The sequence below is a fragment of the Pseudoxanthomonas sp. SGT-18 genome (assembly GCF_003931645.1).
Taxonomy (GTDB): domain Bacteria; phylum Pseudomonadota; class Gammaproteobacteria; order Xanthomonadales; family Xanthomonadaceae; genus Pseudoxanthomonas.
This window is the reverse complement of sequence record NZ_RRYJ01000002.1, coordinates 89,013-110,954: the sequence shown is the minus strand read 5'-3', so window position 1 is coordinate 110,954 and position 21,942 is coordinate 89,013. Positions and strand designations below refer to the sequence as shown.

Here is a 21,942-nt window from a genome sequence, read left to right as displayed (position 1 = left end):
CACGTTCGGCCGGGTTTCCGGCAGGACCGGCATTGTGCCATGCCCGCCGCGCCGGCCGCCCCGCGCTTGTGGCAAGGCCGCGCGGGCGCTAGAATCCCCGGCCCTGCTGGCCGTTGCGACGGCCCGGCAGGTTCCGGAGAGGTGTCCGAGTGGTTGAAGGAGCACGCCTGGAAAGTGTGTAGGCGGCTAAACACCGCCTCGGGGGTTCGAATCCCCCTCTCTCCGCCAGATACGAAAAGCGAAGGCCCCCGCAAGGGGGCCTTTTTCGTGTCTGGCGGAGAGATGGGCTGGTTCAAACCCCTCACGGTTCGACCACCCGCGTAGCAGGTGGCGCGAGGCGCGCAGCGGCTCGCAATCCCTCCTCGCGCTGGCGGAGAGAGGGATCCTGACTCGAACCACCCGAGGCACCGGGACACCGGAAAACCTGAAGGATCGGCAGGCTCCTGCTCGCACGGATGGAGCACCGGCGAAGCCATCACCAGGCGGCGAGGCCGCACAGGCCGATTGCCCCCATTCCCCGTCACCGAAGCCTCCCAGGCATGGAGCGAACTGCGCAGACGCGGCGAGAACGCCTTCGGAACACTTCCGTCGCCCACGCCGGTAGTGGCATGACCTGGGTCGCGCCACGGCGACAAGTACGGGGTGCCGCCAACGCGCCTGCTCCCCGGGCGCGCTTCGCTCAGCCGGGCTACGCGCCAGCGCCTTGCCCACGGCGATGCGAGCTTCTCCTGCTCAGCTGGCCTGGCAGAACTCCAGCGGCACCAGCTCCACCGCCCACCCGGCTTCTTCGCCCAGCACCGCGGCCGGGTGCATCGCGGCGATCCGCAGCGCCTCCTCCTCGCTGTCGGCCACGATCACGAACAGGCCGCCCACCACTTCCTTGGACTCGGCGTACGGGCCGTCGCTGATGCTCGTCCTGCCGCCGCGCGGGCGCAGGGTCTTGCGCGCCGGCGGCTCGGCCAGCGAGGCCGAAAGGCGCATCCTGCCGGTGGCCTGCATCTTCCGGTCCAGCTCCGGGCATTGGCCGACGAGTGCGGCGACGGCCTCCGGCGCCATCGCGGCGAAGGCTTCGGGGGAGTAATAGGCCAGGCCAAGGTATTTCATCGCGTTGCCTCCATGGGACTGCCCGCACGACGAGCCAGCGGACCGGATATCGACCGGCGGCGGTGCCGGCGATGATGCGGCCGGGCGGCACGGTCCTGGCCCGTTTCCAGCGCCGCGTGGCCCGGCCGGCGCTTGTTGGCCCGGATGCCCGGCCATAGCATCGATCGGGCCAACCAGGCCGCCTCCCCATGCCGCGCATCGCCGTCCTTGCCTCCGAAGGCATCAGCCTCTTCCACCTGTCCGTGCCCAGCCTGGTGTTCGGGCGCGACCGCCGCGATGCCGGCCTGCCGCGCCACGAGGTGGTGGTCTGCGCGCAACAGCCCGGTCCGGTGGCCACGGCCGATGGCCTGCCCGTCGAGGTGGCGCACGGGCTGGAGGCGCTGGAAACCGCCGACATCGTCATCGTCCCCTCCTGGGGCACGCCTGAGGTCCCGGCGCCGGAGGCGGTCACCTCGGCGCTGGCGGCCGCGCATGCGCGCGGGGCGACCATCGTCGGTTTCTGCGTGGGCGCGTTCGTGCTGGGTGATGCGGGCCTGCTGGACGGGCTGCCGGCCACCACCCACTGGGCCTGGCGCGAGCGCTTCTGCCAGCGCTTCCCCACCTCCTGCTTCCGGCCCGACGTGCTGTACGTGGATACCGGCCGCGTCGTCACCTCGGCCGGCACCGTCGCCGCGATCGACTGCTGCCTGCACCTGGTGCGCCGGCGCTACGGCGCGGAGGTAGCCAACCGGGTGGCGCGCCGGCTGGTCACGCCGCCACACCGCGACGGCGGGCAGGCGCAATACATCGAGCAGCCGGTGCCCGAGCGCGTGTCCGACGACCGCCTCGCCACGGTGGTCGAATGGGCGCGCGACCACCTGGACCAGCCACTGTCGATCGACACCCTTGCCGGCATGGCGCTGATGAGCCGGCGCAACTTCACCCGCCGCTTCCGCGAGGCGGTGGGTACTTCGGCCCAGCGCTGGATCGCGACCGAACGCCTGCGCCTGGCGCAGCGCCTGCTGGAAACCACCGACCTGGCCATCGACCAGGTCGCCGAGGCCGCCGGCTTCGGCACCTCGCTGTCGCTGCGCCAGCGCTTTGCCGAGGACGTGGGCATGTCGCCCTCGGCGTACCGGCGGGCATTCCGGCAATCGGCCGGGCGCGCGGCCTGACGCGGCACATCGCTGCCATCGTGCGCGGGCCGCGCCGGGCGCAGCCCGCCGGCACGCGCCGGCACGCCATACCGCCGGCTTGCGGAGATTGGCCCGATTCCATTGCCCGCTGTCGCAAAGGCCAATGTCGGGCTTCCCGGGCGGACAGGAAGATGCCTCCCCTGCTTCCCCCTGCGAGGTCCGCCATGCATTCCATCCGCCGCGCCCTGCCCGTGATCGACGTGCAGAACGCGTATTTCGACGGCCAGCTGCCCATCGGGTTTCCCGACCGCCGCCGCAGCCTGGCCAACATCATCGCCGCCATGGACGCCGCGCACGGCCACGTCGTCCCGGTGGTCGTGGCCCAGGACATCACCCGGGCCGCGGGAGGGAAGGCGGCATGAACGCGCTGCCCACCCCGCCGCCGGGCCGGAGCCTGGCCGGCACCTACCTGCGCATGCTGGGCGCCACCGCGATCTGGGCGGTGACCTTCCATGTCGGCCACTACACCGCCCAGCACGCCGATCCGCTGGGCGTGGCCTTCCTGCGCTTCCTGTTCGCCGGCCTGACCCTGGCCGGGATCGCGGTGCTGCGCGGGCAGTCGCTGCGGATCACCCGGGCGCAGCTGCCGCTGGTCCTGGCCCTGGCCATCCCCGGCGTGGTCGCCTACACCCTGTTCTTCCTGGCCAGCGTGCAGAGCATTTCCGGCACCCGCGCGGCGCTGATCACCGCCGGCAGCCCGGTGATGGTGGAACTGGCGTCGATCGTGCTGCTCGGCACCGCCACCAGCGCCTCGCGCTGGACCGGGATCGTGCTGCGCTGCTGGGCACGGCGGTGGTCCTCACCCGCGGCAACCTGCAGGACGTGGCCACCACCGTCGGCCGCGGCGAGCTGTTCGCGCTGGGCTGCATGCTGGCCTGGTCGGCGCATGTGTTCATGAGCCGGCGGATCGCCACGGTGGGCCTGAGCGCGCTGGTGGCCACCGCCTGGTCGGTGCTGGCGGGTGCGGCGCTGCTGGCGGTGCCACTGGCGCTGGGCGGCAATCCCCAGCGCGTGCTGCACTACCCGGCCGGGGTGTGGCTGTCGGTACTGCACATGGCCTGGCTGGCGACCGCGCTGGCCTTCATCTGGTTTGCCGACGGCGTGCGCGCGGTGGGCCCGACGCGTGCCTCGGTGTTCACCAACTTCGTGCCGGTGGTGGCGGTGCTGGTGGGCGTGCTGGCGCTGGGCGACCACCTGCACTGGTCGATGGCCGTCGGCGGCCTGCTGGCGGTGGCCGGAGTCTGGCTGGCCAACCGCCAGCCCGCGCCGGCCGTCGTCCGGGCCGAAGCCGCCGAACGTTCCTCCTGCCACGCCTAGGCTGCGTGCGGCCTGCCGCGGCGGTGCGCGCCTGCGGTTCCGGCAGGCCAGCCGCACCCGCCGGGCCTGCGGCGCTCAGGCGTTCCCGGCCCGCAGCGCGCTCGGCGGCACGCCCATGATCCGCTTGAACGCGCGGCTGAAGGACGCCTCTGAGTCGTAGCCCAGGCGCTCGGCCGCGACCGCCACGCGCATGCCTTCGCGCTGGATCCAGCGGCGGGCCTGGAACATCTTCACCTTGGCCACGTAGCGTGCCGGGGTCTCGCCGACGATGCGGGTGAAGGACCCGGCGAAACGCGAGCGCGAGGCCCCCATGATTGCCGCCAGCGAGGGCACGTCCCAGTTGCGCCCGGGATCGACGTGGATGGCGGCGATGACCTTGCCCAGCTTCGGGCGCCGTACCGCGGCGATCCAGCCGGTGGAGTCACTGCAGCCGCATTCGACCCAGGCACGGATGATGCTGGCGGCCAGCACGTCGGCCAGGCGTGCAAGGATGCCGCAGCTGCCGATGCGGTCCGCCTCGGCCTCGCGTTCCATGGCCTCCAGCAGCACCGGCACGGCCGGATCGCGGCTGACCAGGGCGCCGGCATGCATCACCTCCGGCATCATCGCCAGCAGCGGATGCAGCGGGTCGAGGTTGAAGCGCATCGCGCCGCAGAACATCACGCACTCCGGCGCGGCCTGCGCGCCGGCGCCCGACACGGCCGCCGCGGCGCTGCCGTTGCCCAGCAGGTAGAGGTTGTCGGCGACCGGCTGGCGCGCCAGCGCATGGATCTCGATGGCCGGGACGTCCGGCGCGCTGGCCAGCACGTGCATGCTTCCGCGCGGCAGCAGCACCGCGTCCCCGGCCCGCAGGTGCTTCCATTCCATGTGCGGCGTCCACAGCCAGGCCTCGCCGCGGGCGACGAAGTGGAAGCGCGCATCGCGCTGGGCGGGGAACGCCAGCGCCCACGGCTCGCGCATCTCGCAGCGTGGTTCGCGCGGGCGATGGCGCTGGTGCTGTCGGGCGTGTCGCTGGCCACCGTGTGCGCCGCGCCGGTTGGCGCGTGGATGGGCGATACCTGGGGCTGGCGCAGCGCGTTCATCGCCGCCGGCGTGCTCGGCCTGGTGACCCTGGCCACGCAGTGGCTCACCCTGCCGAAGCTGCCGGCGCGCGGTACCGCCGACCTGCACACCCTGGTCCGGCTGCTCGGGCGCCCGCCGGTGCGCGCGGTGCTGCTGGCGGTGCTGCTGGTGATCTCCGGGCACTTCGCCGGCTTCACCTACGTGCGGCCGCTGATGGAAAACGTCGCCGGCCTGCCGATCGGCGCGATCTCGGCGGTGCTGCTGGGTTACGGCATCGCGGGCTTCTTCGGCAACCTCGCCGGCGGCCACGTGGCCGGGCGCAGCGAGCGCATGGCGGTGGTCCTGGGCAGCGCCTCGATCGCGGTGCTGGCGGCGGCGATGCTGGTGGCCGGACACTGGGCCGCGCTGACTTCGGTGGCGATCGTCCTGTGGGGCTTCGCGTTCGCCGCGTTCCCGGTCGCGTTCCAGGTCTGGATCATGCGTGCCGCGCCGGACCAGGCCGAGGCCGCCAACGGCCTGGTGGTGGCCGCGTTCCAGGTCGCCATCGCCAGCGGCGCCATCGGTGGCGGCGTCCTGGTCGACAGCATCGGCGCGCTGGGCGGGCCGCTGTTCGCGCTGGTGGCGATGTCGCTGGGCGCGGCGCTCACGCTGAAGTTCGGGCCGCGCGGCGGTTCGCCGGTCGCGGTCGCGCCCGGACACTGAGGAGGCCAACCGTGGAAGCTCCCCTCCGCAATCGCCGCCTCGTCCTGGCCGCCCATCCGCGCGGCCTGCCAACCGAGGACGACTTCCGCCTGGAAACCGCGCCCGTTCCCGGACCCGGCGAGGGCCAGGTGCTGCTGCGCACGCTGTTCCTGTCGATCGATCCCTACATGCGCAACCTGATGGACCAGGCGGGCCCCGGCTATGCGCCACCGGTGCCGCTGGGCGGCACCATGCCCGGCGGCACGATCAGCCGGGTGGTGGCCTCGCGCCACCCGGGTTTCCAGTCCGGTGCGCTGGTGCAGGCCAACGCCGGCTGGCAGGACTACGCGCTGTCCGACGGCAGCGACCTGGTCCCGGTGGATGGTCTGGCGTGCCCCTCGCTGGCGCTGGGCGGCCTGGGCATGCCGGGATTCACCGCCTACGTGGGGCTGCTCGACATCGGCCAGCCGCGGGCCGGCGAAACCGTGGTCGTGGCCGCGGCCACCGGTGCGGTCGGCGCGGTGGCCGGGCAGCTGGCGCGCCTGCATGGCGCGCGCGTGGTCGGCATCGCCGGCGGCGCGGACAAGTGCCGGCATGCGGTGGAGGTGCTCGGCTTCGACGCGTGCATCGACCATCGCGCACCGGACTTCCGCACCCGCCTGGCGGCCGCCTGCGCGGACGGCATCGACGTGTACTTCGAGAACGTCGGCGGCGCCGTGCTGGATGCGGTGCTGCCGCTGCTGAACCCGCATGCGCGCATCCCGCTGTGCGGCTTCATCGCCCACTACAACCAGGATGGCCCTGCGGCCGGACGCGACCGGCGCCCCGCCCTGCTGGCCACCCTGCTATCCAAGCGCGTGCGCATGCAGGGTTTCATCATCCTCGACCACTACGCCAGCCGCTTCGCCGCGTTCCGGCGCGACATGGAGCCGTGGGTCGGCGAGGGCCGCATCGTGCTGGTGGAGGACGTGGTCGACGGCCTGGAGCAAGCCCCGGCGGCGCTGGCGGGCCTGCTGCAGGGACGCAACCTCGGCAAGCTGGTGGTGAAGGTGGCGGAGTAGCGCGTCACCCAGCGCCCCCGGTTCCAACCGGCCGCCCCGCCATTGGCTGGCCGCCCTCTTCCGCCACCGCTGCGGCCCTATGCTGTGGCCTTCCCGCGACCGCCACGGAGCCCGGAATGACCACCAGCCGCCAGGGAACGCGAGGCACCCGCGGGCGCATGGCCCGGCTTGCCCGCCAGGCCTGCCGCGCGATGGCCGCCGGCATCGCCCTGGTGCCCGCGGTGCAGGTGCCGGCAGCCACAGCGGCGCAGGTGCTCGAATGCGTGGTCGAAGGCGAGCCGCCGGAGCGCATGCGCGTCGGCGACGGGGTCTGGCAGGAGTGGGATGGCACCGCATTCTCGCCGCCGCTGTGCGGGCGTCGCGCCGGCGACCGCCGCCAGCGCGTGGCCTGGAGCTGCCGATGGCAGCCGCATGCGTGGACGCTCGAGTACGCCTCGGTCGACCGCCAGAGCCATGGCGTCTACCGCCGCGTGGAGACCCTGGATCCGCGTACCGGCGCCTACCACCGCCGCATCACCGACGACACCTTCGTGCTCGAAGGCGGCACGCGGCTGGAGTTCAACGCCTACGGGCAGTGCCGGGTGGTGGAGCACTGAGGCGCGCGCCCCGGTGCGATCCCGTGGCCGAGGCGGCCAGGACGCTCGCCACCGCGCGCGATGCCAGGGGCCGTTTCGCAGCTTTCCAGGGCCCCGGAAGGGTGGCGGCCCCGCCGGCTTGCCTCGGCGCCCGCGTCGATCGATACCGTTGCTGCCTTCCGGCCCTGGCGGGGTTTTCGACCTAGCGTCGCGAGGGGCCGACGGGGCCACCATAGACGCGGGCCGCGCAGCGCGCGGCCCGGTGAGGCGCGCATTCTAGCCCATCGCCGCGGCGCGGCGCCAATGGCGGTTCAGGAACGCGCGGGCCATGGTCCCGGCGTTCGCGGGGGACGCCGCGCGAACGCAAGGGCCTGGCGCGGGGCGCGGCTCAGGGCGCCGCGTGCGCGGGTGCGGCGGCCGGCGCCGGCGGCACGATGGCCAAGGCATCCGGCTCGTCGCCGGTGGACCAGCGCTCCACCACCTTCCAGCGCGCGGTATCGACCACCGCGACCTGGTTGCCGCCGCTGATGGCGACGTAGACGCGGCGGCCATCCGGGTCGGCGACGGCGCCAATCGGCAGGGCCGCGCGGCCAAGCATGGTCTGGCGGTACTCGGCGCCCGGCTCGGCCAGCGCCACCACCGCCAGCGGCCGGCGCTGCAACACCGAGAACACGCCCAGGGTCGCGGCGCGGGCGTTGGTCACCAGCGCATGCTGGCCGTCGGCGCTGAAGCCGACCCGGATCGGGAAGCCGGGGCTGTCCAGGGTGGCGATCACGTCCAGCGTTTCCGGATCGTGCACGGTGACGGTATCGGCCTCGCGGTTGCTCACCCACACCGAACCGTCGCGGGCCACGGCGATGCCTTCGGCGCCATCGCCGGCCGGCTTCTCCAGCACTTCGCCGGTGGCCAGCTCGACCCGGGCCACGGTCCCGGCCTCGACCTTGGCGACATAGGCGTGGCGGCCGTCCGGCGACAGCGCCAGCATGTGTCCCTTGCCGGGGCCGATGTCGAACACGCGCTCGATGCGGCCGTCCAGGCGGACCTGCAGCAGTGCGTCGCTGCCCTCGGTGGTGACCAGCAGGTGCCCGCCGTCGTGGGTGAAGCGCATCCCGTGCGGGCGGGTGTTGGCCCCCAGGTCGATCCGGCGCAGCAGCTGGCCGGCGTGGGCGTCGTACACGCCCAGGGTATGGCCAGGCTCGCGGTGGCCGTACTCGCTGACCACGGCGATGCGGCCGTCGCGGCTGACCACGATCTCGTGCGGCGCCGGCGCGGTCGGGGCCTCGCCCAGGCGCTGGCCGTCGGCCAGCGACAGCCGCCACAGGGTGTTGGCGGCCTTGTTGCCGACCAGCAGGGTGCCAAGCGGCGCCGGCAGTTCCGGGGTGCCGGCGACGGCGCTGCCGGCGACGGCGGCGATGGCGAACAGGGGGGCGGCCAGGCGCAGGGGGAATGCGATCGCCATGGGAAGGTCTCCGGTTGCCCGTCAGGACGGCTGCGGCGGGCTGCCGGGTCCGTCCGGGTGCAGCCATTGTGCCGGGCCGTCGGTATAGCGCTCGTGTTTCCAGATCGGCACCCGCGCCTTGACCTGGTCGATGACGTAGCGGCAGGCATCGAAGGCGGCGTCGCGGTGCGCGGCGCTGGCCCCCACCCACACCGCCAGCCCGCCCACCGGCAGCTCGCCGACCCGGTGCACGCAGTGCACGCCGGCGACGGCGAAGCGCGCCACGGCTTCCTCGACGATGCGCCGCCCCTCCTCCAGCGCCAGCGCGGCGTAGGCCTCGTAATACAGGCCGCCGACCGGGCGGCCGTCGTTGTGGTTGCGGATCCAGCCCTCGAAGCTGGCATAGGCGCCGGCCTCGTCGCGCAGCAGGCCCTCGCGCAGCGGGGCGATGTCGAACGGGGCATCGGCCAGTTCGAAGCGGGCCAGCGGGGTACGCGGATCGCCCATCTCAGCCTCCCGATACCGGCGGGATGAACACCACCTCGCTGCCCTCGCGCGGCGGATCGGACCAGGCGGCGAACGAGCCGTCCATCGCCACCCGCAGGCGTTCGCGCGGCCAGCGCAGGCCGTGGCGGGCCGCGACCTCGGCGTACAGCGCCGCCAGGTCCGCCGCGGCGGTCTCGACTTCCTCGCGCTCGCAGCCAGCCGCGTCGCGCAGCGAAGCGAAGTACAGCAGCGCCACCCTCGCCATCATCCCACCTGCCCGAAGTCGCGCTTGCCGCCGCGCTTGCCCAGCAGCTTCGCCGGGCCCAGCACGATGGCATGCGACAACGCCTTGGTCATGTCGTAGACCGTCAGCGCGGCCACGGTGGCGCCGGTCAGCGCCTCCATCTCCACCCCGGTGCGCGCGGTCGTGCGCGCGGTGCACTCGATCCGCAGCTCGCGTTCGCCGTGCCAGTCGATGGCGATGCGCACGCCTTCCAGCGGCAGTGCATGGCAGAACGGGATCAGCTCGTGGGTGCGCTTGGCGGCCATGGTGCCGGCGATCACCGCGGTGTCGATGATCCCGCCCTTGCTGGAGCGCATGCCGCTGGCGCGCAGCTGCGCCGCCACCGTCGCCGGGAACGCGACCCTGCACTGCGCGGTGGCGCTGCGCGCGGTCACGTCCTTGGCGGATACGTCGACCATGGCCGGTCGGCCTTCGGCATCGACATGGGTCAGCGCGGCGGGCGCGCGGCGGGAAGACGTGCGTGTGGCCACTCAACCTCCGATCAGGTACATCTCGATGGGCCGGCGCGCCGGCGCCTGGCCGCGGATTTCGCTGTAGCGGTCCTCGCGCGCCGACCACAGCCGCGCCACCGCTTCGGCCACGCCCTGCCCGCCGCCGGCCAGCGCCGGCCTGAGGTCGTGGCCGCGGTCTGCGAACAGGCAGGTGTAGAGGTGGCCATCGGCGGAAACGCGGGCGCGGTGGCAGTCGCCGCAGAACGGCGCGCTGACCGAGCTGATGAAGCCGACCTCGCCACCACCGTCGGCGAAGGCGTAGCGCCGCGCCACCTCGCCGGCGTAGCTGGCGGCCAGCGGGCGCAGCGGCCAGCGCGCGGCGATGCGCGCGCGCAGTTCCTCGGCGCGCACCACCTGGACCGGGTCCCAGCCGTTGCAGGTGCCCACGTCCATGTACTCGATGAAGCGCACCACGTGGCCGCTGCCGCGGAAGCGCTCCAGCAGCGGCAGCACCTGGTCCTCGTTGACCCCGCGCAGGACCACGCAGTTGAGCTTGATCCGGTCGAACCCGGCCGCTTCGGCGGCGGCGATGCCTTCCAGCACCGCGCCGACCTCGCCGCGTTGCCCGGACATGGCCCGGAACACGTCCGGATCCAGCGCATCCAGGCTCACCGTCAGCCGGCGCAGGCCCGCCTCGCGCAGCGCGCGCGCCTGCGCCGCCAGCAGCGCGCCATTGGTGGTCAGGGCCAGGTCCTCGATCCCGGGGATGCGCGCCAGGCGCGCGACCAGCCCGGGCAGGTTCCGGCGCAGCAGCGGCTCGCCCCCGGTCAGGCGCAACTTGCGCACGCCCACCTGGACGAAGCCGCGCACCAGGGTCTCGATCTGGTCGAAGGACAGCCGGTCGGCGGCATGGGTGCCGTGGTCGTCGGGCACGCGCTCGGCCGGCATGCAGTAGCCGCAGCGGAAGTTGCAGGCGTCGATCACCGACAGGCGCAGGTCGCGCAACGGCCGCCCGAGCCGGTCCCGGGGCAGCGGCGCGCGGGCCTGCACCGCGCTCATGAGGCCTCCGCCACCGGCGCGGTGGGCTCGGCCAGGGCCAGCACCTGGCCGGGGCGGCCCACGGCATAGCCGCGGGCGGCCAGCGCCTCGCCGTCGGCGGGGCTGGCGTAGTGGTAAAGCACCATGCGCTGGCGCAGCTCGGCCGGATACTCGCGTTCCAGGTCCTCGATCCCGGTGTGCGAGGGATTGCCGACCAGGCCGCAGTCATGGGCCACCAGCTCGCCGGCATCGGCGTAGCGCGCCAGCGTCTCCGGGATCGGACGGGTATCGCCGCTCCACACCAGGCTGCCGCGCAGGCGCAGGCCGAAGGCGGTCTCGGGCCAGTGGTGGCGCACCGGGAACACCTCCAGGCGCACGCCCTCGTGCCAGAAGGCATCGCCCACCGGCACCAGCTGGAACGCATCCCAGAAGTTGGCGCCGCCCTCGGCCAGGACGTTGGGGTAGTCGCCGATGCGCCGGTGCAGCAGCGGCACCACCGGCGCCGGCACGTACACGCGGATGCGGCCGCGCCGCGCCGGATCGAAATAGGCGGAAACGAACAGGCGCTCGAAGCCGGCCACGTGGTCCAGGTGGACGTGGGTGACGAACAACGCGTCCGGATGGCCGCCGTAGTGCTGCTCGAACGCGGTCAGGCCCTCGGCGCCACAATCGATGGTCAGCCAGGGACGGCCGTCGCGCTCGAGCGTGGCCATGGGCGAGCCCAGCGCCACCGCCGAGGCATTGCCCACGCCGTGCAGCCGCAGCGCCCAGGCGGCCATCTCAGCAGCCCCGGTTCCAGGACAGCTCGTAGGCGCGGCGCAGGCGCGAGAAGTCCTTCTCCACCTCCTCCACGCTGCGCTGGCCGCGCAGCTTCAGCAGCGAGCGCAGCAGCCGGCGCAGGTTGGCCTCGCGCCAGCCGGTGGCGGGGATGCGCATGCGCCCGCGGTCGAAGTCGATCAACCAGCCGCGGCCGTTGCCGTCGAAAAGGATGTTGTGCGCGTTGAGGTCGGCGTGCTCCAGGCCCTCGCGGTGGAAGCGCGCGATCAGGCGCCCGGTCTCCTCCCACGGCGCGCCGCTGCCGGCCACCTGGGCGCGGTCGGCCAGCGAGCGCACGCCCTCCAGCCGCTCCAGCAGGATCGCGGCGCGGTAGAACGCCCCCTGGCGCAGGTACGAGGCGGCCAGCGGGCGCGGCACCGGCAGGCCGCGCTTGAGCAGTTCGCGCATCAACCGGAACTCGGCGAAGCTGCGGGTACGGGCGGCGCCGCGCCACACGTAGCGGTCGCGGCTGACCGCGGCGGCCAGGCCGCCGCGCAGGTAGTGGCGCAGCACCGACGGGCCGAACGGCGCGTCCACGAACCAGGCGCCGCCGCGGCCGCCGGAACCCACCGGACGCGCGCGTTCGCCCCAGGCCGCGGGCGAGAACAGTTCCGGCCCGGCTTGCCGCAGCCGTTCGCGGTCGAACAGAATGGCGCCGTAACCGCTGCCGGCGCGGTAGGGCGACAAGGCTTCGTTTGCGTCGAACGCGACCATCCTCGCGAGTCTAACAACACCCCGAGACCGATGCGCCCCTCGATCTGCCTGCTGCGCCTGTCCGCCCTGGGCGACGTCACCCACGTGGTCCCGCTGGTACGGACGCTGCAGCGCGCCTGGCCGGGCCTCCACCTGCACTGGATCATCGATCCGGGCGGCCGGCGCCTGCTGGAAGGGCTGGAGGACGTCACCTTCCACGTCTACGACAAGCGCAGCGGCCTGGCCGGGATGCGCGCCTTGCGCCGGCAGCTGCCGGCGGAGCGGTTCGACGTGTTGCTGCAGCTGCAGGTGGCGGCGCGCGCCAACGTGCTGTCGGCCTTCGTGCCGGCGCGGCGCCGGGTCGGCTACGACCGTTCCCGCTCCAAGGACCTGCACGGCCTGTTCATCAACGAGCGCATCCCGGACCGCCCGGGCATCCACGTGCTGGACGCCATCGGCAGCTTCTGCGAGCCGCTGGGCCTGGTCCAGGACAAGGTCGAGTGGAACCTGCCGGTGCCGGCCGAGGCGCATGAATGGGCCGCGGCGCAATGGCCGGACGATGGCGCCCCGGTGCTGATGATCTCGCCCTGCTCCAGCCACCAGCGCCGCAACTGGTACCCGGACCGCTACGCCGCCCTGGCCGACCACGCCGCCGCGCGCGGCTGGCGGGTGGTGCTGTGCGGCGGCCGCAGCGGGCTGGAGCGCAGCACCGCCGATGCCATCGTCGCGGCCATGCGCGCCCCGGTGCTGGACCTGGTCGGCAAGGACACCCTCAAGCAGCTGCCGGCCCTGCTGGCGCGCGCCGACCTGCTGGTCACACCGGACTCCGGGCCGATGCACATCGCCAACGCCATGGGCACGAAGGTGCTGGGCCTGCATGCGGCCAGCAACCCGGCGCGCAGTGGCCCCTACTCGGACCGCCGCTACTGCGTGGACCGTTACGACGACGCGGCGCGCAAGTACCTCGGCAAGCCCGCCGCGGCCCTCAAATGGGGCACCAAGATCGAGCACGAAGGCGTGATGGAACTGGTCACCGTGCAGGATGCCATCGAGGCCTTCGAGCGCTACCGTGCCGACCATGGCCGCTGACGCCCAGATCCGGACCTGATGCGCCGGGCCGACGACGCAAGGTTGCCGGCCCCCGTCCTGCCCGCCGCCGCGGTGCTGGGCCTGTTCGTGGTTTCCGGCTTCGCCGGGCTGGTCTACCAGTCGCTGTGGTCGCATTACCTGGGCCTGGTGCTGGGACATGCGGCGTACGCGCAAAGCCTGGTGCTGGCGATCTTCATGGGCGGCATGGCCCTGGGCGCCTGGGGCGCGGCGCGGCTGGGCCTGCGCTGGCGCCGGCTGGTGCTGGCCTATGCGGCGGCCGAGGCCGCGATCGGCGTGCTGGGGCTGGCCTTCCACCCGGTGTTCGTTGGCTATACCCGGCTGTCGGAGGGCGTGCTCGCCGCCCTGGGCGACGGCCTGGCCGCACAGCTGTATCCGTGGCTTAGCGCGGCCCTGTTGATCCTGCCGGCCTGCATCCTGCTGGGGGCGACCTTCCCGCTGCTGAGCGCCGGCTGGATCCGCGCCCGCCAGGGCCAGGACGCGCGCGTGCTGGGCGGGCTGTACTTCGCCAACAGCCTGGGCGCGGCCGCCGGTGCGCTGGCCGCGACCTTCCTGCTGCTGCCACGGCTGGGCATGCCCGGGGCGCTGGCGGCGGCCGGCCTTGCCAACCTGCTGGTCGCGGCGGTGGCGGCGTGGCTGGCACGCGGCGACGGCGTGGCTGCAACGCGGGCAACAGCGGCCTCAGCGCCCGATGGCGCGTCCGCGCGGCACAGCCCGCTGCTGCGCGCGGTGCTGTGGGCCGGGCTGCTGTCGGGTGCCTGCTCGTTCGTCTACGAGATCGGCTGGATCCGCCTGCTCAACCAGGCCCTGGGCACCACCGTGCACAGCTTCGAGCTGATGCTGGCCGCGTTCCTGCTGGGCCTGGCCGGCGGTGGCGCCTGGGTCCATCGTCGCGGCGGCCGCCTGGACGATCCGCTGCGCACCGCGGCGATCGCCCAGGTCGCGATGGGCGTGGCGGCGTTGCTGTCGTTGCTGGCGTTCGCGCAGTCCTTCGACTGGGCCGCGGCGCTGGTGCAATCGCTATCGCGCACCGACGGCGGCTACCGCCTGTTCCTGCTCGGCAGCGCCGGGGTGGCGATGGCGGTGATGCTGCCGGCCGCGTTCTTCGCCGGCACCACCCTGCCGCTGTTCACCCTGGGCCTGCTGCGCGCCGGCGGTGGCGAGGCATCGATCGGACGGTTGTACGCGGCCAATACCGTCGGCGCGATTGCCGGCGTGCTGCTGATGACCCACGTGCTGGTGCCATTGCTGGGCGTGCGCCTGGGCCTGGTGCTGGCCGCGGTGGGCGACATCGCCATCGGTTTCTGGTTGCTGGCGCATGCGCGCGGCGAACTGCAGCCGGCGCGGCTGGCCGCGCTGTCGGGAAGCGCCGTGGCGGCGCTGCTGCTGGCCCTGGTGTGGGGCCGGGCGGATCCACGCACCCAGCTCTCCGGCGCGTTCCGCACCGGCCACGCGCGGCTGGACGCTTCGCTGGAGGTGCCGTTCCTGCGCGACGGCAAGACCGCCAGCATCGGCGTGGTCCGCTCCGGCACGTACGGGACCCTCTCGCTGCTGACCAATGGCAAGTCCGACGGTGCCATGGCACAGGACCTGGAGCGCCCGCCCGGCGGCGACGAGCTGACCATGGTGAGCCTGGGCGCGCTGCCGCTGGCGCTGCATCCGCAGCCGCGCCAGGTCGGGGTGATCGGCTGGGGCCTGGGCCTGTCCACGCATACCCTGCTGGGCAGCGACCGGGTGCAGCGGGTGGAGACGGTGGAGATCGAGCCACTGGTGCACCGCGCCGGCGCGCAGCTGTTCGCGCGGCGGATCGCGCGGGCGCTGCAGGATCCGCGTTCGCAGGTGCATTTCGACGACGCACGCCGGTTCTACGCCAGCGGCCGGCGCCGCTACGACGTGATCGTGTCCGAGCCCTCAAACCCCTGGGTCAGCGGCGTGGCCGGCCTTTTCACCACCGAGTTCTACCGCTTCCTGCACGGCCACCTGGCCGAGGACGGGTTGCTGGTGCAGTGGCTGCAGAGCTACGAAATCGACGATGCGCTGCTGGCTTCGATCCTGGCCGCGCTGCTGGAGAACTTCGCCGACGCGCGCCTGTACCTGGCCCAGGACAACGACCTGGTGGTGGTCGCCTGCCGCAGCACCTGCCCGGCGGCCGACGCGGCGCGCCTGCGGGTCACCGGCGAACTGGCCCGGGAGACCGCGCGGGTCGGGCTGGATGGCGATGCCGCCCTGGCCGTGCGCGAACTGGGCGGCCGCGCCCTGCTGCAAACCTACGTCCGCGCCCTGGGCGCCGCCCCGCACAGCGATTTCCATCCGCAGGTCTCGCTGCAGGGCCCGCGGACGCGCTTCCGCGCCGACCGTGCCGACACCCTGCAGCGCCTTGCCGACAACGGCCTGCCGGTGCTGGACCTGATGGAGGGACGGATCCTGCCGCCGGCCAGCGAGGCCGTCGCCGCCCTGCCCGGGCACAGCGTGCTGCAGGCGCGGCAGCGCGCGATCGCGCTGGCCGCGGCGCTGTCCGGGCAGCCGCGCGCCACGCCCCTGCCGGCACGCCAGCACGAACTGGCCGAGGCCGAACACGAGCTGCAGGCGCTGCTGGGGCTGTCGCAGGGTCCGGTCGCCGACCTGGCCACCTGGACCCGCGCCGCGGCCGCGGTGGCGGCGGCCACCCTGGGCCACCTGCCGCCGCAGGACCTGGAACGGGTCTGGATCGCGCCGGCGTGGATCCAGCGCGACGTCCAGCCGGCGGCCGTGCGCGCGGTGCTGGACCTGTACGCCGCCGCGGCCGCGCGCGATGCCGAAGCCATGCTGCACACCGGCGAGGCGCTGCTGCAGCGGCCGGAGGCCTATCCGCTGGAACTGCAGGAACAAGCGCTGGTGCTGGCCCAACTGGGCGCGCTGGGTTCAGGCCGCGCGGAGGAGGTCGAGCGCCTGCACCGGGGCTACGGCGTGGCCCTGCCCCATGGCGAGCGCCTGCGCATGGTCCGGCACCTGGTCCGGGTACGCGGCCTGGAACTGGCCGCGGCCGGGACAGCGGCCGGCGACGCGGCTCAGGGCGTAGCGCCGGTGCGGTAGTCCTGGTAGGACTTCTCCTCGACGTAGGCGGAGCCCAGCGCGAGGTTGATCTCCTTCTTCACCCGTGCGCGCTCGTCGTTCTCGAAGTACACGCTGCGGGCCAGGCGCACGAACTCCTCGTCGAACTCCTGCGCGCGTTCCTTGAGCCGGATCTCGTCCTCGATGTCCCACAGCCGCTCGTTGACCGCCTTCAGGCGGGCACGCAGCTGGGCAATGTCGCGGTTGGCCGCCGGATGCGCCATCCAGGTCTGCTCCAGCGCCGACAGCTCCTTGCGCACGTTGGCCAGCTTGGCCTCGTCGGTCATGCGCTCGGACTTGATCTGCAGGATCGCGATCTTGTCCAGCAGTTCGCCAAAGGACACGGGGACGAGGATTTCGGACATGGGGAACAGCCAGGGGATTGGAAAGGCGCAAGTCTAGCGCCTGCGGCGAGACCGAGGCTGAAAGGCATTCCCCCGCAGCCTTCTCCGGCGGGCCGGCAGCGCCCCTCCCGGGCGTGGAGCGGAGTCCGTCGGGGGCCTGCGGGGGCTTCGCCGGGCATGCCACGCTGAGCCCGGGGATTCACTCGGCCTGCGGGCCCGCCCTTCGGGCGGCTTCGCCGTGCAAACCGCTGCGCGGTTTGTGACGAGGCGCTGCGCGCCTCGCGCCACCCGCTTCGCGGGTGGTCGAACCAAGGGGTTCGAACCAGGCCACCCCTCACCGGATGCAAATAAAAAGGCCCCGCGAGGGGGCCTTTTTATTTGCATCTGGCGGAGAGGGGGGGATTCGAACCCCCGAGGCGCTATAAACGCCTGCCTGATTTCGAGTCAGGTACATTCAACCACTCTGCCACCTCTCCGGTGGCCCGGCCGCAGCCGGGGCGGGAATGATACGTGGCGCGGCGCGCGCGGACAAGCCAAGCGTGCCGGCGGGCCGCCCCCGCAAGCAAACCTTGCCCGCGGCACGGCCGGCCCGGATGATTGCACGCTACTCCAGCGCAGCCTCGCCCCGGGCCTTCATGATCGAATTCGGACACCTCACCCACCCCGGCCTGCGCCGGGCGCTGAACGAGGACACGTACTACGGCGACAGCGAGCTGGGGCTGTGGCTGGTGGCCGATGGCATGGGCGGGCACGCCTGCGGCGAGGTCGCCAGCGCGCTGGCGCGCGAGGCGATCGTGCGCGAGGTGCGCCAGGGCACGCCGCTGGCACAGGCGCTGCGGGTGGCCGACGAGGAGATCATCCGTGCCTCGCGCCGCCGCAACGACGCCCTGCCCATGGGCACCACGGCCGTGGTCCTGCGGGTCCAGGGCGAGCGCTTCGAGGTGGCCTGGATCGGCGACAGCCGCGCCTACCTGTGGCGCGACGGCCGCCTGGCCCAGCTCAGCCAGGACCACAGCTACGTGCAGGAACTGATCGCCCAAGGCGGCCTCACGCCCGAGGAGGCGCGCACCCACCCGCAGCGCAGCGCGGTCACCCAGGCCCTGGGCGTGACCGATCCGGCGCACCTGAAGGTGGCGACCATGTCCGGCGAACTGCGCCCGGGCATGCAGCTGCTGCTGTGCAGCGACGGGCTGACCGAGGAAGTGGACGACGCGCGTATCGCCGAGGTGCTGTCCTGGCAGGACTGCAGCGCGCAGGAATGCGTGGACATCCTGGTCGCGGCGGCGCTGGACGGCGGCGGTTCGGACAACGTCACCGCGGTGCTGGTGCGCTGCCACTGAGGCACCGGCTCAGGCCGGTTGCAGCTCGGCTTCCGGTTCCGGCAGCGGCTCGTACTGGTCCCAAAGCGCGCGCCCGGCCTTCTTGCGCAGGTGTGCCAGGCGGCGCGCATGCACTTCCAGCTCCTCCGGCGCGGCCGCGATGCGCGGGCGCTCGCCGGCCACCGGGGCGAAGCTGACCGTGGCCACCGCCGGGCCGGTGGACGGCGCCTCGACCTCGGCGAAGCCGATCTCCTCCTGGCCGGAGGTCAGGGCGATGTAGACGTCGGCCAGGATCTGCGCGTCCAGCAGCGCGCCGTGCAGCTGGCGGTGCGAGTTGTCCACGCCCAGGCGCTTGCACAGCGCGTCCAGCGAATTGCGCTGGCCGGGGAAGCGCTCGCGCGCCAGCAGCAGGGTGTCGACCACGGTGCAGCGGTCGGCGATGCGGCCGTAGTGCTCGCCGCAACGCGACAGCTCGTAGTCGAGGAAGCCGAGGTCGAACGCGGCGTTGTGGATGATCAGCTCAGCGCCGTCGATGTATTCGAGGAATTCGTCGACGATCTCCTCGAACGACGGCTTGTCGGCCAGGAACTCCAGGGTCAGGCCGGTGACTTCCTGGGCGCCGGCCTCGAACTCGCAGTCGGGCTTGAGGTAGCGGTGGAAGTTGCGCCCGCTCGGGCGCCGCTCCAGCAGCTCCACGCAGCCGATCTCGACCACGCGGTTGCCCTTCTTCCACTCCAGGCCGGTGGTTTCGGTATCGAGGATGATCTGGCGCATCGGCGCAAGTTTACCGCGCCGCGGCCCGGGCCTGCTGGGACGCGGCGCGGGCGATCGCGTCCACGCGCTCGTTGTCCGGGTCGCCGTTGTGGCCCTTGACCCAGCGCCACTCGATGCTGTGGCGCTGGCAGGCCGCGTGCAGGCGCTCCCACAGGTCGCGGTTCTTGACCGGGTCGCCGCCGGCGGTCTTCCAGCCGCGGCGCACCCAGCCGGGCATCCATTCGGTGATGCCCTGGCGCACGTACTGCGAGTCGGTGAACAGCACCACCTCGCAGGACTCGGTCAGCGCCTCCAGGGCGCTGATGGCGGCCATCAGTTCCATGCGGTTGTTGGTGGTGACCGGCTCGCCGCCGGACAGCTCGCGTTCGTGGGCCTTGTAGCGCAGCAGCGCGCCCCAGCCGCCCGGCCCGGGGTTGCCGGAGCAGGCGCCATCGGTGTGGATCTCGATCTTCTTCATCAGGTTTCCGTGTTCAGGCCGCCGGCGCGGCCCCGGGTCGCCGCCAGCCTGCCGGCACCGGTCCCACCGGCGCGAGCGCGCGCTTTTCGAACTCCAGCACGCACCCGGCGCGCAACGATGCCGCGCCCCCGCCGGGATTGCCAGCACTTTCGCGCGGACGCCAGCGCGGCCCGACGCAGCGCGGCGGCGCCACCGCCACCAGGCCGAGGGCGTGCAGGCGCTGGATCCAGGCGCCCAGCGGGCGCGCCGCGACCCCGGCCAGGCCGGCACGCAGGCGGTACGGGCTGTACGGGTTGAAGGTGCAAAGCCACAGCCGGCCGCCGTCCAGCAGCACCCGCTCGCACTCATCCAGCAGGGTCTGCAGTCCCCGCGACGGGGCGTGCTGCACCACCACGTGGGCGATGCAGCCGCTGGCCACCGGCAGGGGCAGGTCGCAGCGCACGCTGCCCTGGTAGCCGCCGGCGCCGCCGCCATGGTGCAGCAGCAGGCCCCGTGCGGGCGGCGGGACCCAGTCCTCCGGGGCCTCCGGGCACAGCCACAGCCACGGCTGCACCGGCCGTTCAGCCAGGCGCCGCAGCACCCATTGGCGCTCCGCCGCCAGCAGGATCCGGCCCTGCGGGGCGCTGAACCAGGCCGGGGCACCGGGTTGACGGCGGGTGGCGGGCGCAGGCATGGTCCCGATTCTATGCGACCGACCCCGCTGCCGGCATTGCAGGACAACTATGTCTGGGCCATGGGTGCAGGCAGGGCGCTGGTGGTGGACCCCGGGTCCGCCGAGCCGGTGCTGGCCGCCACCGGGCGCGGGATGGTGCCCGCCGCGATCCTGCTGACCCACCACCACGCCGACCACTGCGCCGGGGTGCCGGAGCTGCTCGAGCGCTGGCCGGGATTGCCGGTGGTCGCGCCGGAGGACCCGCGCATCCCGCACGCCACCGAGCGCGCCACCGACGGCGCACGGCTGCAGCTGGCCGGGCGCGAGATCCGGGTGATCGCCGTGCCGGGGCATACCCGCAGCCATGTGGCCTATCTGGTCGAAGGCGTGCTGTTCTGCGGCGACACCCTGTTCAGCCTGGGCTGTGGGCGCCTGTTCGAGGGCGATGCCGAGCAGATGCATGACTCCCTGCAGCGCCTGGCCGCCCTGCCCGACCAGACCCTGGTGTGCTGCGGGCATGAATACACCCTGGCCAATGCCGCCTTCGCCCTGGCGGTGGAGCCGGGCAATCCGGCCCTGGTCCGGCGCCACGCCGAGGCCCGCGCCCAGCGCGAGGCCGGCCAGCCCACCGTGCCGGTCACCCTGGCCACCGAGCGCGACACCAACCCGTTCCTGCGCTGCGCCGAACGGGCCGTGCGCGAGGCGGCGGCGCACCGCCTGGGCCATGCCCCGCGCAGCGACGCGGAGTGTTTCGGCGCCCTGCGCGCCTGGAAGGACGGATTCGGCGCATGAGGCGCGCCTGGCCCGCCGTGCTGGTGGTGTGCTCCTGTGCGGCCTTCGCCCAGGAGCCCCGCCCCGACCCGGCGGCCACCGAGCCACCCGCGCCGGCCAGCGAGCCGGCGGCGCCGGATGCGGACGCGCCGGCCGCTGACGCCTCCCCCGAGCTGCCGGAGGGCATGCGCAGCGGGCGCGAGATCTACCAGGCGTTCCTGGATGGCCTGGCCGAGCCTGGCTGCGACGCGGGCGCGACCCGCTACGAGCAACACTTCCGCCATGCGCCGGCGCGCCTGGCCGATCCGGACAGCGACGCCCTGCCCCTGTTCGGCCACGTGGTCGACGCCCTGCGCGCGGCGCACCTGCCGACCGAATACGCCCTGATTCCGTTCGTGGAAAGCGGTTACGCCCCCGGCGCGCGCAACGGCGGCGGCCCGGCGGGGCTGTGGCAGTTCGTCACCCATACCGCGCGCCACCACGGGGTGCCGGTCACCAAGCATTACGACGGCCGCCTGTCGCCGGCCGAGTCCACCCGCGCAGCGGTGCAGTACCTGCGCAAGCTCAACGGCATGCTCGGCGGCAACTGGCGCCTGACCGCGATGGCCTACAACGCCGGCGAGTCGCGCGTGCTGCGGGCGCTGCGCCATAGCGGCGAGCAGGCGCTGGAGGCCACGCCAGGCTCGCTGCAGGGCCTGTCCGGCGTCACCTATGCCTATGTCGACAAGCTCCACGCCCTGGCCTGCGTGCTGACCCGCGCCGGCGAGGAAGCGGAATGGATGGCGCGGCTGGACCGTCCGGTGCTGCACCTGGAGGCGCGCCCGCTGGAAGGCGCCGGCGGACTGGAGGCCTGGGCCCTGGGCAACGGCCAGGATCCAACGGTGCTGCGCCGCCTCAACCCTGCCCTGGGCCAGCGCTGGACCAGCCCGCCGCTGGCCCTGGTGCAGGCCATCGCACCGCCGGCGCCGGTGGCGCTGGCGCCGGTGCGTGCCACCGCGGAGGTGGAGGAAGCACCCGCGGTGGCGACCACCCGGGTGCACACCGTGCGCCGCGGCGAGTCGGCCTGGGTGATCGCCAGGCGCTATGGCGTGGCCGTGCGCCAGCTGCTGGAACTCAACAACCTCAACGCCAACAGCGTGCTGCGGCCGGGGATGCAGTTGCGCGTGGAGTGAGTGGGCCGGGCCACCCATCAAACAAACAGAAAAAAGGGGGCGCCAGGAGGCGCCCCCGTTCTTTTGGCCCCAATC

At 73.3% G+C, this 21,942-nt stretch carries 25 protein-coding genes, 2 tRNA genes and 1 other RNA gene; 13 read left to right on the top strand and 15 right to left on the bottom strand.

The features are described from left to right. The first annotated feature begins 135 nt into the window (after positions 1 to 135). Positions 136 to 228 (top strand) — tRNA-Ser (locus tag EIM47_RS03565). 504 nt (positions 229 to 732) lie between these two features. On the opposite strand, the gene EIM47_RS03560 is transcribed toward EIM47_RS03565, so the two are convergent. Continuing rightward, positions 733 to 1,104 (bottom strand): YciI family protein, encoded by a 372-nt coding sequence (locus tag EIM47_RS03560; RefSeq protein WP_125076162.1) that lies wholly within the window; start codon positions 1,102 to 1,104, stop codon positions 733 to 735. 188 nt (positions 1,105 to 1,292) lie between these two features. Here EIM47_RS03560 and EIM47_RS03555 point away from each other — a divergent pair, with 188 nt between their 5' ends. The 4 genes from EIM47_RS03555 to EIM47_RS03540 all read left to right on the top strand — a co-directional run bounded on the left by EIM47_RS03555 (position 1,293) and on the right by EIM47_RS03540 (position 3,596). Next, on the top strand, positions 1,293 to 2,258 hold the full coding sequence (locus EIM47_RS03555; protein ID WP_125076161.1) for a helix-turn-helix domain-containing protein: 966 nt from the start codon (positions 1,293 to 1,295) through the stop codon (positions 2,256 to 2,258). Positions 2,259 to 2,443: 185 nt separating this feature from the next. Further along, a complete protein-coding gene (locus tag EIM47_RS03550; protein ID WP_125076160.1) occupies positions 2,444 to 2,641 on the top strand; it encodes a hypothetical protein in 198 nt (65 codons plus the stop codon). After that, on the top strand, positions 2,638 to 3,177 hold the full coding sequence (locus EIM47_RS03545; protein WP_125076159.1) for a DMT family transporter: 540 nt from the start codon (positions 2,638 to 2,640) through the stop codon (positions 3,175 to 3,177). The genes EIM47_RS03550 and EIM47_RS03545 overlap by 4 nt, the downstream gene beginning before the upstream one ends. Beyond that, positions 3,102 to 3,596, top strand: a complete 495-nt coding sequence (locus EIM47_RS03540) for an EamA family transporter (protein WP_051403651.1) — start codon at positions 3,102 to 3,104, stop codon at positions 3,594 to 3,596. Before EIM47_RS03545 ends, EIM47_RS03540 begins: the two co-directional genes overlap by 76 nt. A gap of 75 nt (positions 3,597 to 3,671) precedes the next feature. On the opposite strand, the gene EIM47_RS15875 is transcribed toward EIM47_RS03540, so the two are convergent. After that, entirely contained in the window at positions 3,672 to 4,556 is an 885-nt protein-coding gene (locus tag EIM47_RS15875) for an AraC family transcriptional regulator (protein ID WP_240626147.1), read from the bottom strand. 24 nt (positions 4,557 to 4,580) lie between these two features. Here EIM47_RS15875 and EIM47_RS03530 point away from each other — a divergent pair, with 24 nt between their 5' ends. The 3 genes from EIM47_RS03530 to EIM47_RS03520 all read left to right on the top strand — a co-directional run bounded on the left by EIM47_RS03530 (position 4,581) and on the right by EIM47_RS03520 (position 6,996). After that, a complete protein-coding gene (locus EIM47_RS03530; protein ID WP_240626146.1) occupies positions 4,581 to 5,360 on the top strand; it encodes an MFS transporter in 780 nt (259 codons plus the stop codon). Between the two features lie 11 nt (positions 5,361 to 5,371). Continuing rightward, positions 5,372 to 6,400: an NADP-dependent oxidoreductase gene (locus tag EIM47_RS03525; protein ID WP_125076155.1), complete on the top strand. Its 1,029-nt coding sequence runs from the start codon at positions 5,372 to 5,374 to the stop codon at positions 6,398 to 6,400. Between the two features lie 116 nt (positions 6,401 to 6,516). After that, positions 6,517 to 6,996, top strand: coding sequence for a hypothetical protein (locus EIM47_RS03520; RefSeq protein ID WP_125076154.1), 480 nt, complete (start codon positions 6,517 to 6,519; stop codon positions 6,994 to 6,996). A gap of 113 nt (positions 6,997 to 7,109) precedes the next feature. Here the strand turns inward: EIM47_RS03520 and ffs are convergent. The 8 genes from ffs to EIM47_RS03480 all read right to left on the bottom strand — a co-directional run bounded on the left by ffs (position 7,110) and on the right by EIM47_RS03480 (position 12,202). Then, positions 7,110 to 7,200, bottom strand: an RNA gene (ffs, locus tag EIM47_RS03515) — signal recognition particle sRNA small type. 163 nt (positions 7,201 to 7,363) lie between these two features. Then, on the bottom strand, positions 7,364 to 8,434 hold the full coding sequence (locus tag EIM47_RS03510) for a beta-propeller fold lactonase family protein (RefSeq protein WP_125076153.1): 1,071 nt from the start codon (positions 8,432 to 8,434) through the stop codon (positions 7,364 to 7,366). Between the two features lie 21 nt (positions 8,435 to 8,455). Beyond that, positions 8,456 to 8,920 carry a molybdenum cofactor biosynthesis protein MoaE gene (locus EIM47_RS03505; protein WP_125076152.1) on the bottom strand — a complete coding sequence of 155 codons (465 nt, stop codon included), beginning with the start codon at positions 8,918 to 8,920 and terminating at the stop codon, positions 8,456 to 8,458. Position 8,921: 1 nt separating this feature from the next. Beyond that, positions 8,922 to 9,167 (bottom strand): MoaD/ThiS family protein, encoded by a 246-nt coding sequence (locus tag EIM47_RS03500; protein ID WP_028914816.1) that lies wholly within the window; start codon positions 9,165 to 9,167, stop codon positions 8,922 to 8,924. Then, positions 9,164 to 9,673, bottom strand: a complete 510-nt coding sequence (moaC, locus tag EIM47_RS03495; RefSeq protein ID WP_026010627.1) for a cyclic pyranopterin monophosphate synthase MoaC — start codon at positions 9,671 to 9,673, stop codon at positions 9,164 to 9,166. Before moaC ends, EIM47_RS03500 begins: the two co-directional genes overlap by 4 nt. Continuing rightward, positions 9,674 to 10,693 carry a GTP 3',8-cyclase MoaA gene (moaA, locus tag EIM47_RS03490; protein ID WP_125076151.1) on the bottom strand — a complete coding sequence of 340 codons (1,020 nt, stop codon included), beginning with the start codon at positions 10,691 to 10,693 and terminating at the stop codon, positions 9,674 to 9,676. Next, the gene (locus tag EIM47_RS03485) at positions 10,690 to 11,451 is read right to left on the bottom strand and encodes an MBL fold metallo-hydrolase (RefSeq protein ID WP_019399121.1); all 762 of its coding nucleotides are present in this window, start codon (positions 11,449 to 11,451) and stop codon (positions 10,690 to 10,692) included. Before EIM47_RS03485 ends, moaA begins: the two co-directional genes overlap by 4 nt. A gap of 1 nt (position 11,452) precedes the next feature. After that, positions 11,453 to 12,202: a 3-deoxy-D-manno-octulosonic acid kinase gene (locus EIM47_RS03480; protein ID WP_028914817.1), complete on the bottom strand. Its 750-nt coding sequence runs from the start codon at positions 12,200 to 12,202 to the stop codon at positions 11,453 to 11,455. Between the two features lie 30 nt (positions 12,203 to 12,232). Between EIM47_RS03480 and EIM47_RS03475 the strand changes: the two genes are divergently transcribed. Together EIM47_RS03475 and EIM47_RS03470 are read left to right on the top strand one after the other, a co-directional pair. Continuing rightward, on the top strand, positions 12,233 to 13,270 hold the full coding sequence (locus tag EIM47_RS03475; RefSeq protein ID WP_019399119.1) for a glycosyltransferase family 9 protein: 1,038 nt from the start codon (positions 12,233 to 12,235) through the stop codon (positions 13,268 to 13,270). 42 nt (positions 13,271 to 13,312) lie between these two features. After that, positions 13,313 to 16,360 carry a spermine synthase gene (locus EIM47_RS03470; RefSeq protein WP_125076150.1) on the top strand — a complete coding sequence of 1,016 codons (3,048 nt, stop codon included), beginning with the start codon at positions 13,313 to 13,315 and terminating at the stop codon, positions 16,358 to 16,360. Here the strand turns inward: EIM47_RS03470 and EIM47_RS03465 are convergent. After that, positions 16,336 to 16,743 (bottom strand): DUF6165 family protein, encoded by a 408-nt coding sequence (locus EIM47_RS03465; RefSeq protein ID WP_019399117.1) that lies wholly within the window; start codon positions 16,741 to 16,743, stop codon positions 16,336 to 16,338. The two genes, EIM47_RS03470 and EIM47_RS03465, sit on opposite strands and share 25 nt — an antisense overlap. A gap of 364 nt (positions 16,744 to 17,107) precedes the next feature. Continuing rightward, positions 17,108 to 17,198 (bottom strand) — tRNA-Ser (locus tag EIM47_RS03460). A 159-nt stretch (positions 17,199 to 17,357) separates the two neighbouring features. On the opposite strand from EIM47_RS03460, the gene EIM47_RS03455 reads away from it, so the two are divergent. Next, complete coding sequence (locus EIM47_RS03455; RefSeq protein ID WP_125076149.1) at positions 17,358 to 18,062, top strand: protein phosphatase 2C domain-containing protein; 705 nt, start codon at positions 17,358 to 17,360, stop codon at positions 18,060 to 18,062. A gap of 9 nt (positions 18,063 to 18,071) precedes the next feature. Here the strand turns inward: EIM47_RS03455 and dnaQ are convergent, their stop codons facing one another. The 3 genes from dnaQ to EIM47_RS03440 are packed head-to-tail and all read right to left on the bottom strand — an operon-like array spanning position 18,072 to position 19,945. Further along, entirely contained in the window at positions 18,072 to 18,815 is a 744-nt protein-coding gene (dnaQ, locus tag EIM47_RS03450) for a DNA polymerase III subunit epsilon (protein WP_125076148.1), read from the bottom strand. Between the two features lie 10 nt (positions 18,816 to 18,825). After that, entirely contained in the window at positions 18,826 to 19,272 is a 447-nt protein-coding gene (gene rnhA / locus EIM47_RS03445; RefSeq protein ID WP_125076147.1) for a ribonuclease HI, read from the bottom strand. A gap of 13 nt (positions 19,273 to 19,285) precedes the next feature. Next, positions 19,286 to 19,945, bottom strand: a complete 660-nt coding sequence (locus tag EIM47_RS03440; protein WP_125076146.1) for a hypothetical protein — start codon at positions 19,943 to 19,945, stop codon at positions 19,286 to 19,288. 12 nt (positions 19,946 to 19,957) lie between these two features. On the opposite strand from EIM47_RS03440, the gene gloB reads away from it, so the two are divergent. Continuing rightward, positions 19,958 to 20,716 carry a hydroxyacylglutathione hydrolase gene (gene gloB / locus EIM47_RS03435; RefSeq protein ID WP_125076145.1) on the top strand — a complete coding sequence of 253 codons (759 nt, stop codon included), beginning with the start codon at positions 19,958 to 19,960 and terminating at the stop codon, positions 20,714 to 20,716. Further along, positions 20,713 to 21,867, top strand: coding sequence for a lytic transglycosylase domain-containing protein (locus EIM47_RS03430; protein WP_125076144.1), 1,155 nt, complete (start codon positions 20,713 to 20,715; stop codon positions 21,865 to 21,867). The genes gloB and EIM47_RS03430 overlap by 4 nt, the downstream gene beginning before the upstream one ends. Positions 21,868 to 21,942 lie beyond the last annotated feature (75 nt).

Excerpts from the sequence above, each read along its gene's own strand:
- EIM47_RS03560 (WP_125076162.1), bottom strand. The coding sequence starts at position 1,104 with ATGAAATACCTTGGCCTGGCCTATTACTCCCCCGAAGCCTTCGCCGCG.
- EIM47_RS03555 (WP_125076161.1), top strand. The coding sequence starts at position 1,293 with ATGCCGCGCATCGCCGTCCTTGCCTCCGAAGGCATCAGCCTCTTCCAC.
- EIM47_RS03550 (WP_125076160.1), top strand. The coding sequence starts at position 2,444 with ATGCATTCCATCCGCCGCGCCCTGCCCGTGATCGACGTGCAGAACGCG.
- EIM47_RS03545 (WP_125076159.1), top strand. The coding sequence starts at position 2,638 with ATGAACGCGCTGCCCACCCCGCCGCCGGGCCGGAGCCTGGCCGGCACC.
- EIM47_RS15875 (WP_240626147.1), bottom strand. The coding sequence starts at position 4,556 with ATGCGCGAGCCGTGGGCGCTGGCGTTCCCCGCCCAGCGCGATGCGCGC.
- EIM47_RS03530 (WP_240626146.1), top strand. The coding sequence starts at position 4,581 with ATGGCGCTGGTGCTGTCGGGCGTGTCGCTGGCCACCGTGTGCGCCGCG.
- EIM47_RS03520 (WP_125076154.1), top strand. The coding sequence starts at position 6,517 with ATGACCACCAGCCGCCAGGGAACGCGAGGCACCCGCGGGCGCATGGCC.
- EIM47_RS03510 (WP_125076153.1), bottom strand. The coding sequence starts at position 8,434 with ATGGCGATCGCATTCCCCCTGCGCCTGGCCGCCCCCCTGTTCGCCATC.
- EIM47_RS03505 (WP_125076152.1), bottom strand. The coding sequence starts at position 8,920 with ATGGGCGATCCGCGTACCCCGCTGGCCCGCTTCGAACTGGCCGATGCC.
- EIM47_RS03500 (WP_028914816.1), bottom strand. The coding sequence starts at position 9,167 with ATGATGGCGAGGGTGGCGCTGCTGTACTTCGCTTCGCTGCGCGACGCG.
- moaA (WP_125076151.1), bottom strand. The coding sequence starts at position 10,693 with ATGAGCGCGGTGCAGGCCCGCGCGCCGCTGCCCCGGGACCGGCTCGGG.
- EIM47_RS03485 (WP_019399121.1), bottom strand. The coding sequence starts at position 11,451 with ATGGCCGCCTGGGCGCTGCGGCTGCACGGCGTGGGCAATGCCTCGGCG.
- EIM47_RS03480 (WP_028914817.1), bottom strand. The coding sequence starts at position 12,202 with ATGGTCGCGTTCGACGCAAACGAAGCCTTGTCGCCCTACCGCGCCGGC.
- EIM47_RS03475 (WP_019399119.1), top strand. The coding sequence starts at position 12,233 with ATGCGCCCCTCGATCTGCCTGCTGCGCCTGTCCGCCCTGGGCGACGTC.
- EIM47_RS03465 (WP_019399117.1), bottom strand. The coding sequence starts at position 16,743 with ATGTCCGAAATCCTCGTCCCCGTGTCCTTTGGCGAACTGCTGGACAAG.
- EIM47_RS03455 (WP_125076149.1), top strand. The coding sequence starts at position 17,358 with ATGATCGAATTCGGACACCTCACCCACCCCGGCCTGCGCCGGGCGCTG.
- dnaQ (WP_125076148.1), bottom strand. The coding sequence starts at position 18,815 with ATGCGCCAGATCATCCTCGATACCGAAACCACCGGCCTGGAGTGGAAG.
- rnhA (WP_125076147.1), bottom strand. The coding sequence starts at position 19,272 with ATGAAGAAGATCGAGATCCACACCGATGGCGCCTGCTCCGGCAACCCC.
- EIM47_RS03440 (WP_125076146.1), bottom strand. The coding sequence starts at position 19,945 with ATGCCTGCGCCCGCCACCCGCCGTCAACCCGGTGCCCCGGCCTGGTTC.
- gloB (WP_125076145.1), top strand. The coding sequence starts at position 19,958 with ATGCGACCGACCCCGCTGCCGGCATTGCAGGACAACTATGTCTGGGCC.
- EIM47_RS03430 (WP_125076144.1), top strand. The coding sequence starts at position 20,713 with ATGAGGCGCGCCTGGCCCGCCGTGCTGGTGGTGTGCTCCTGTGCGGCC.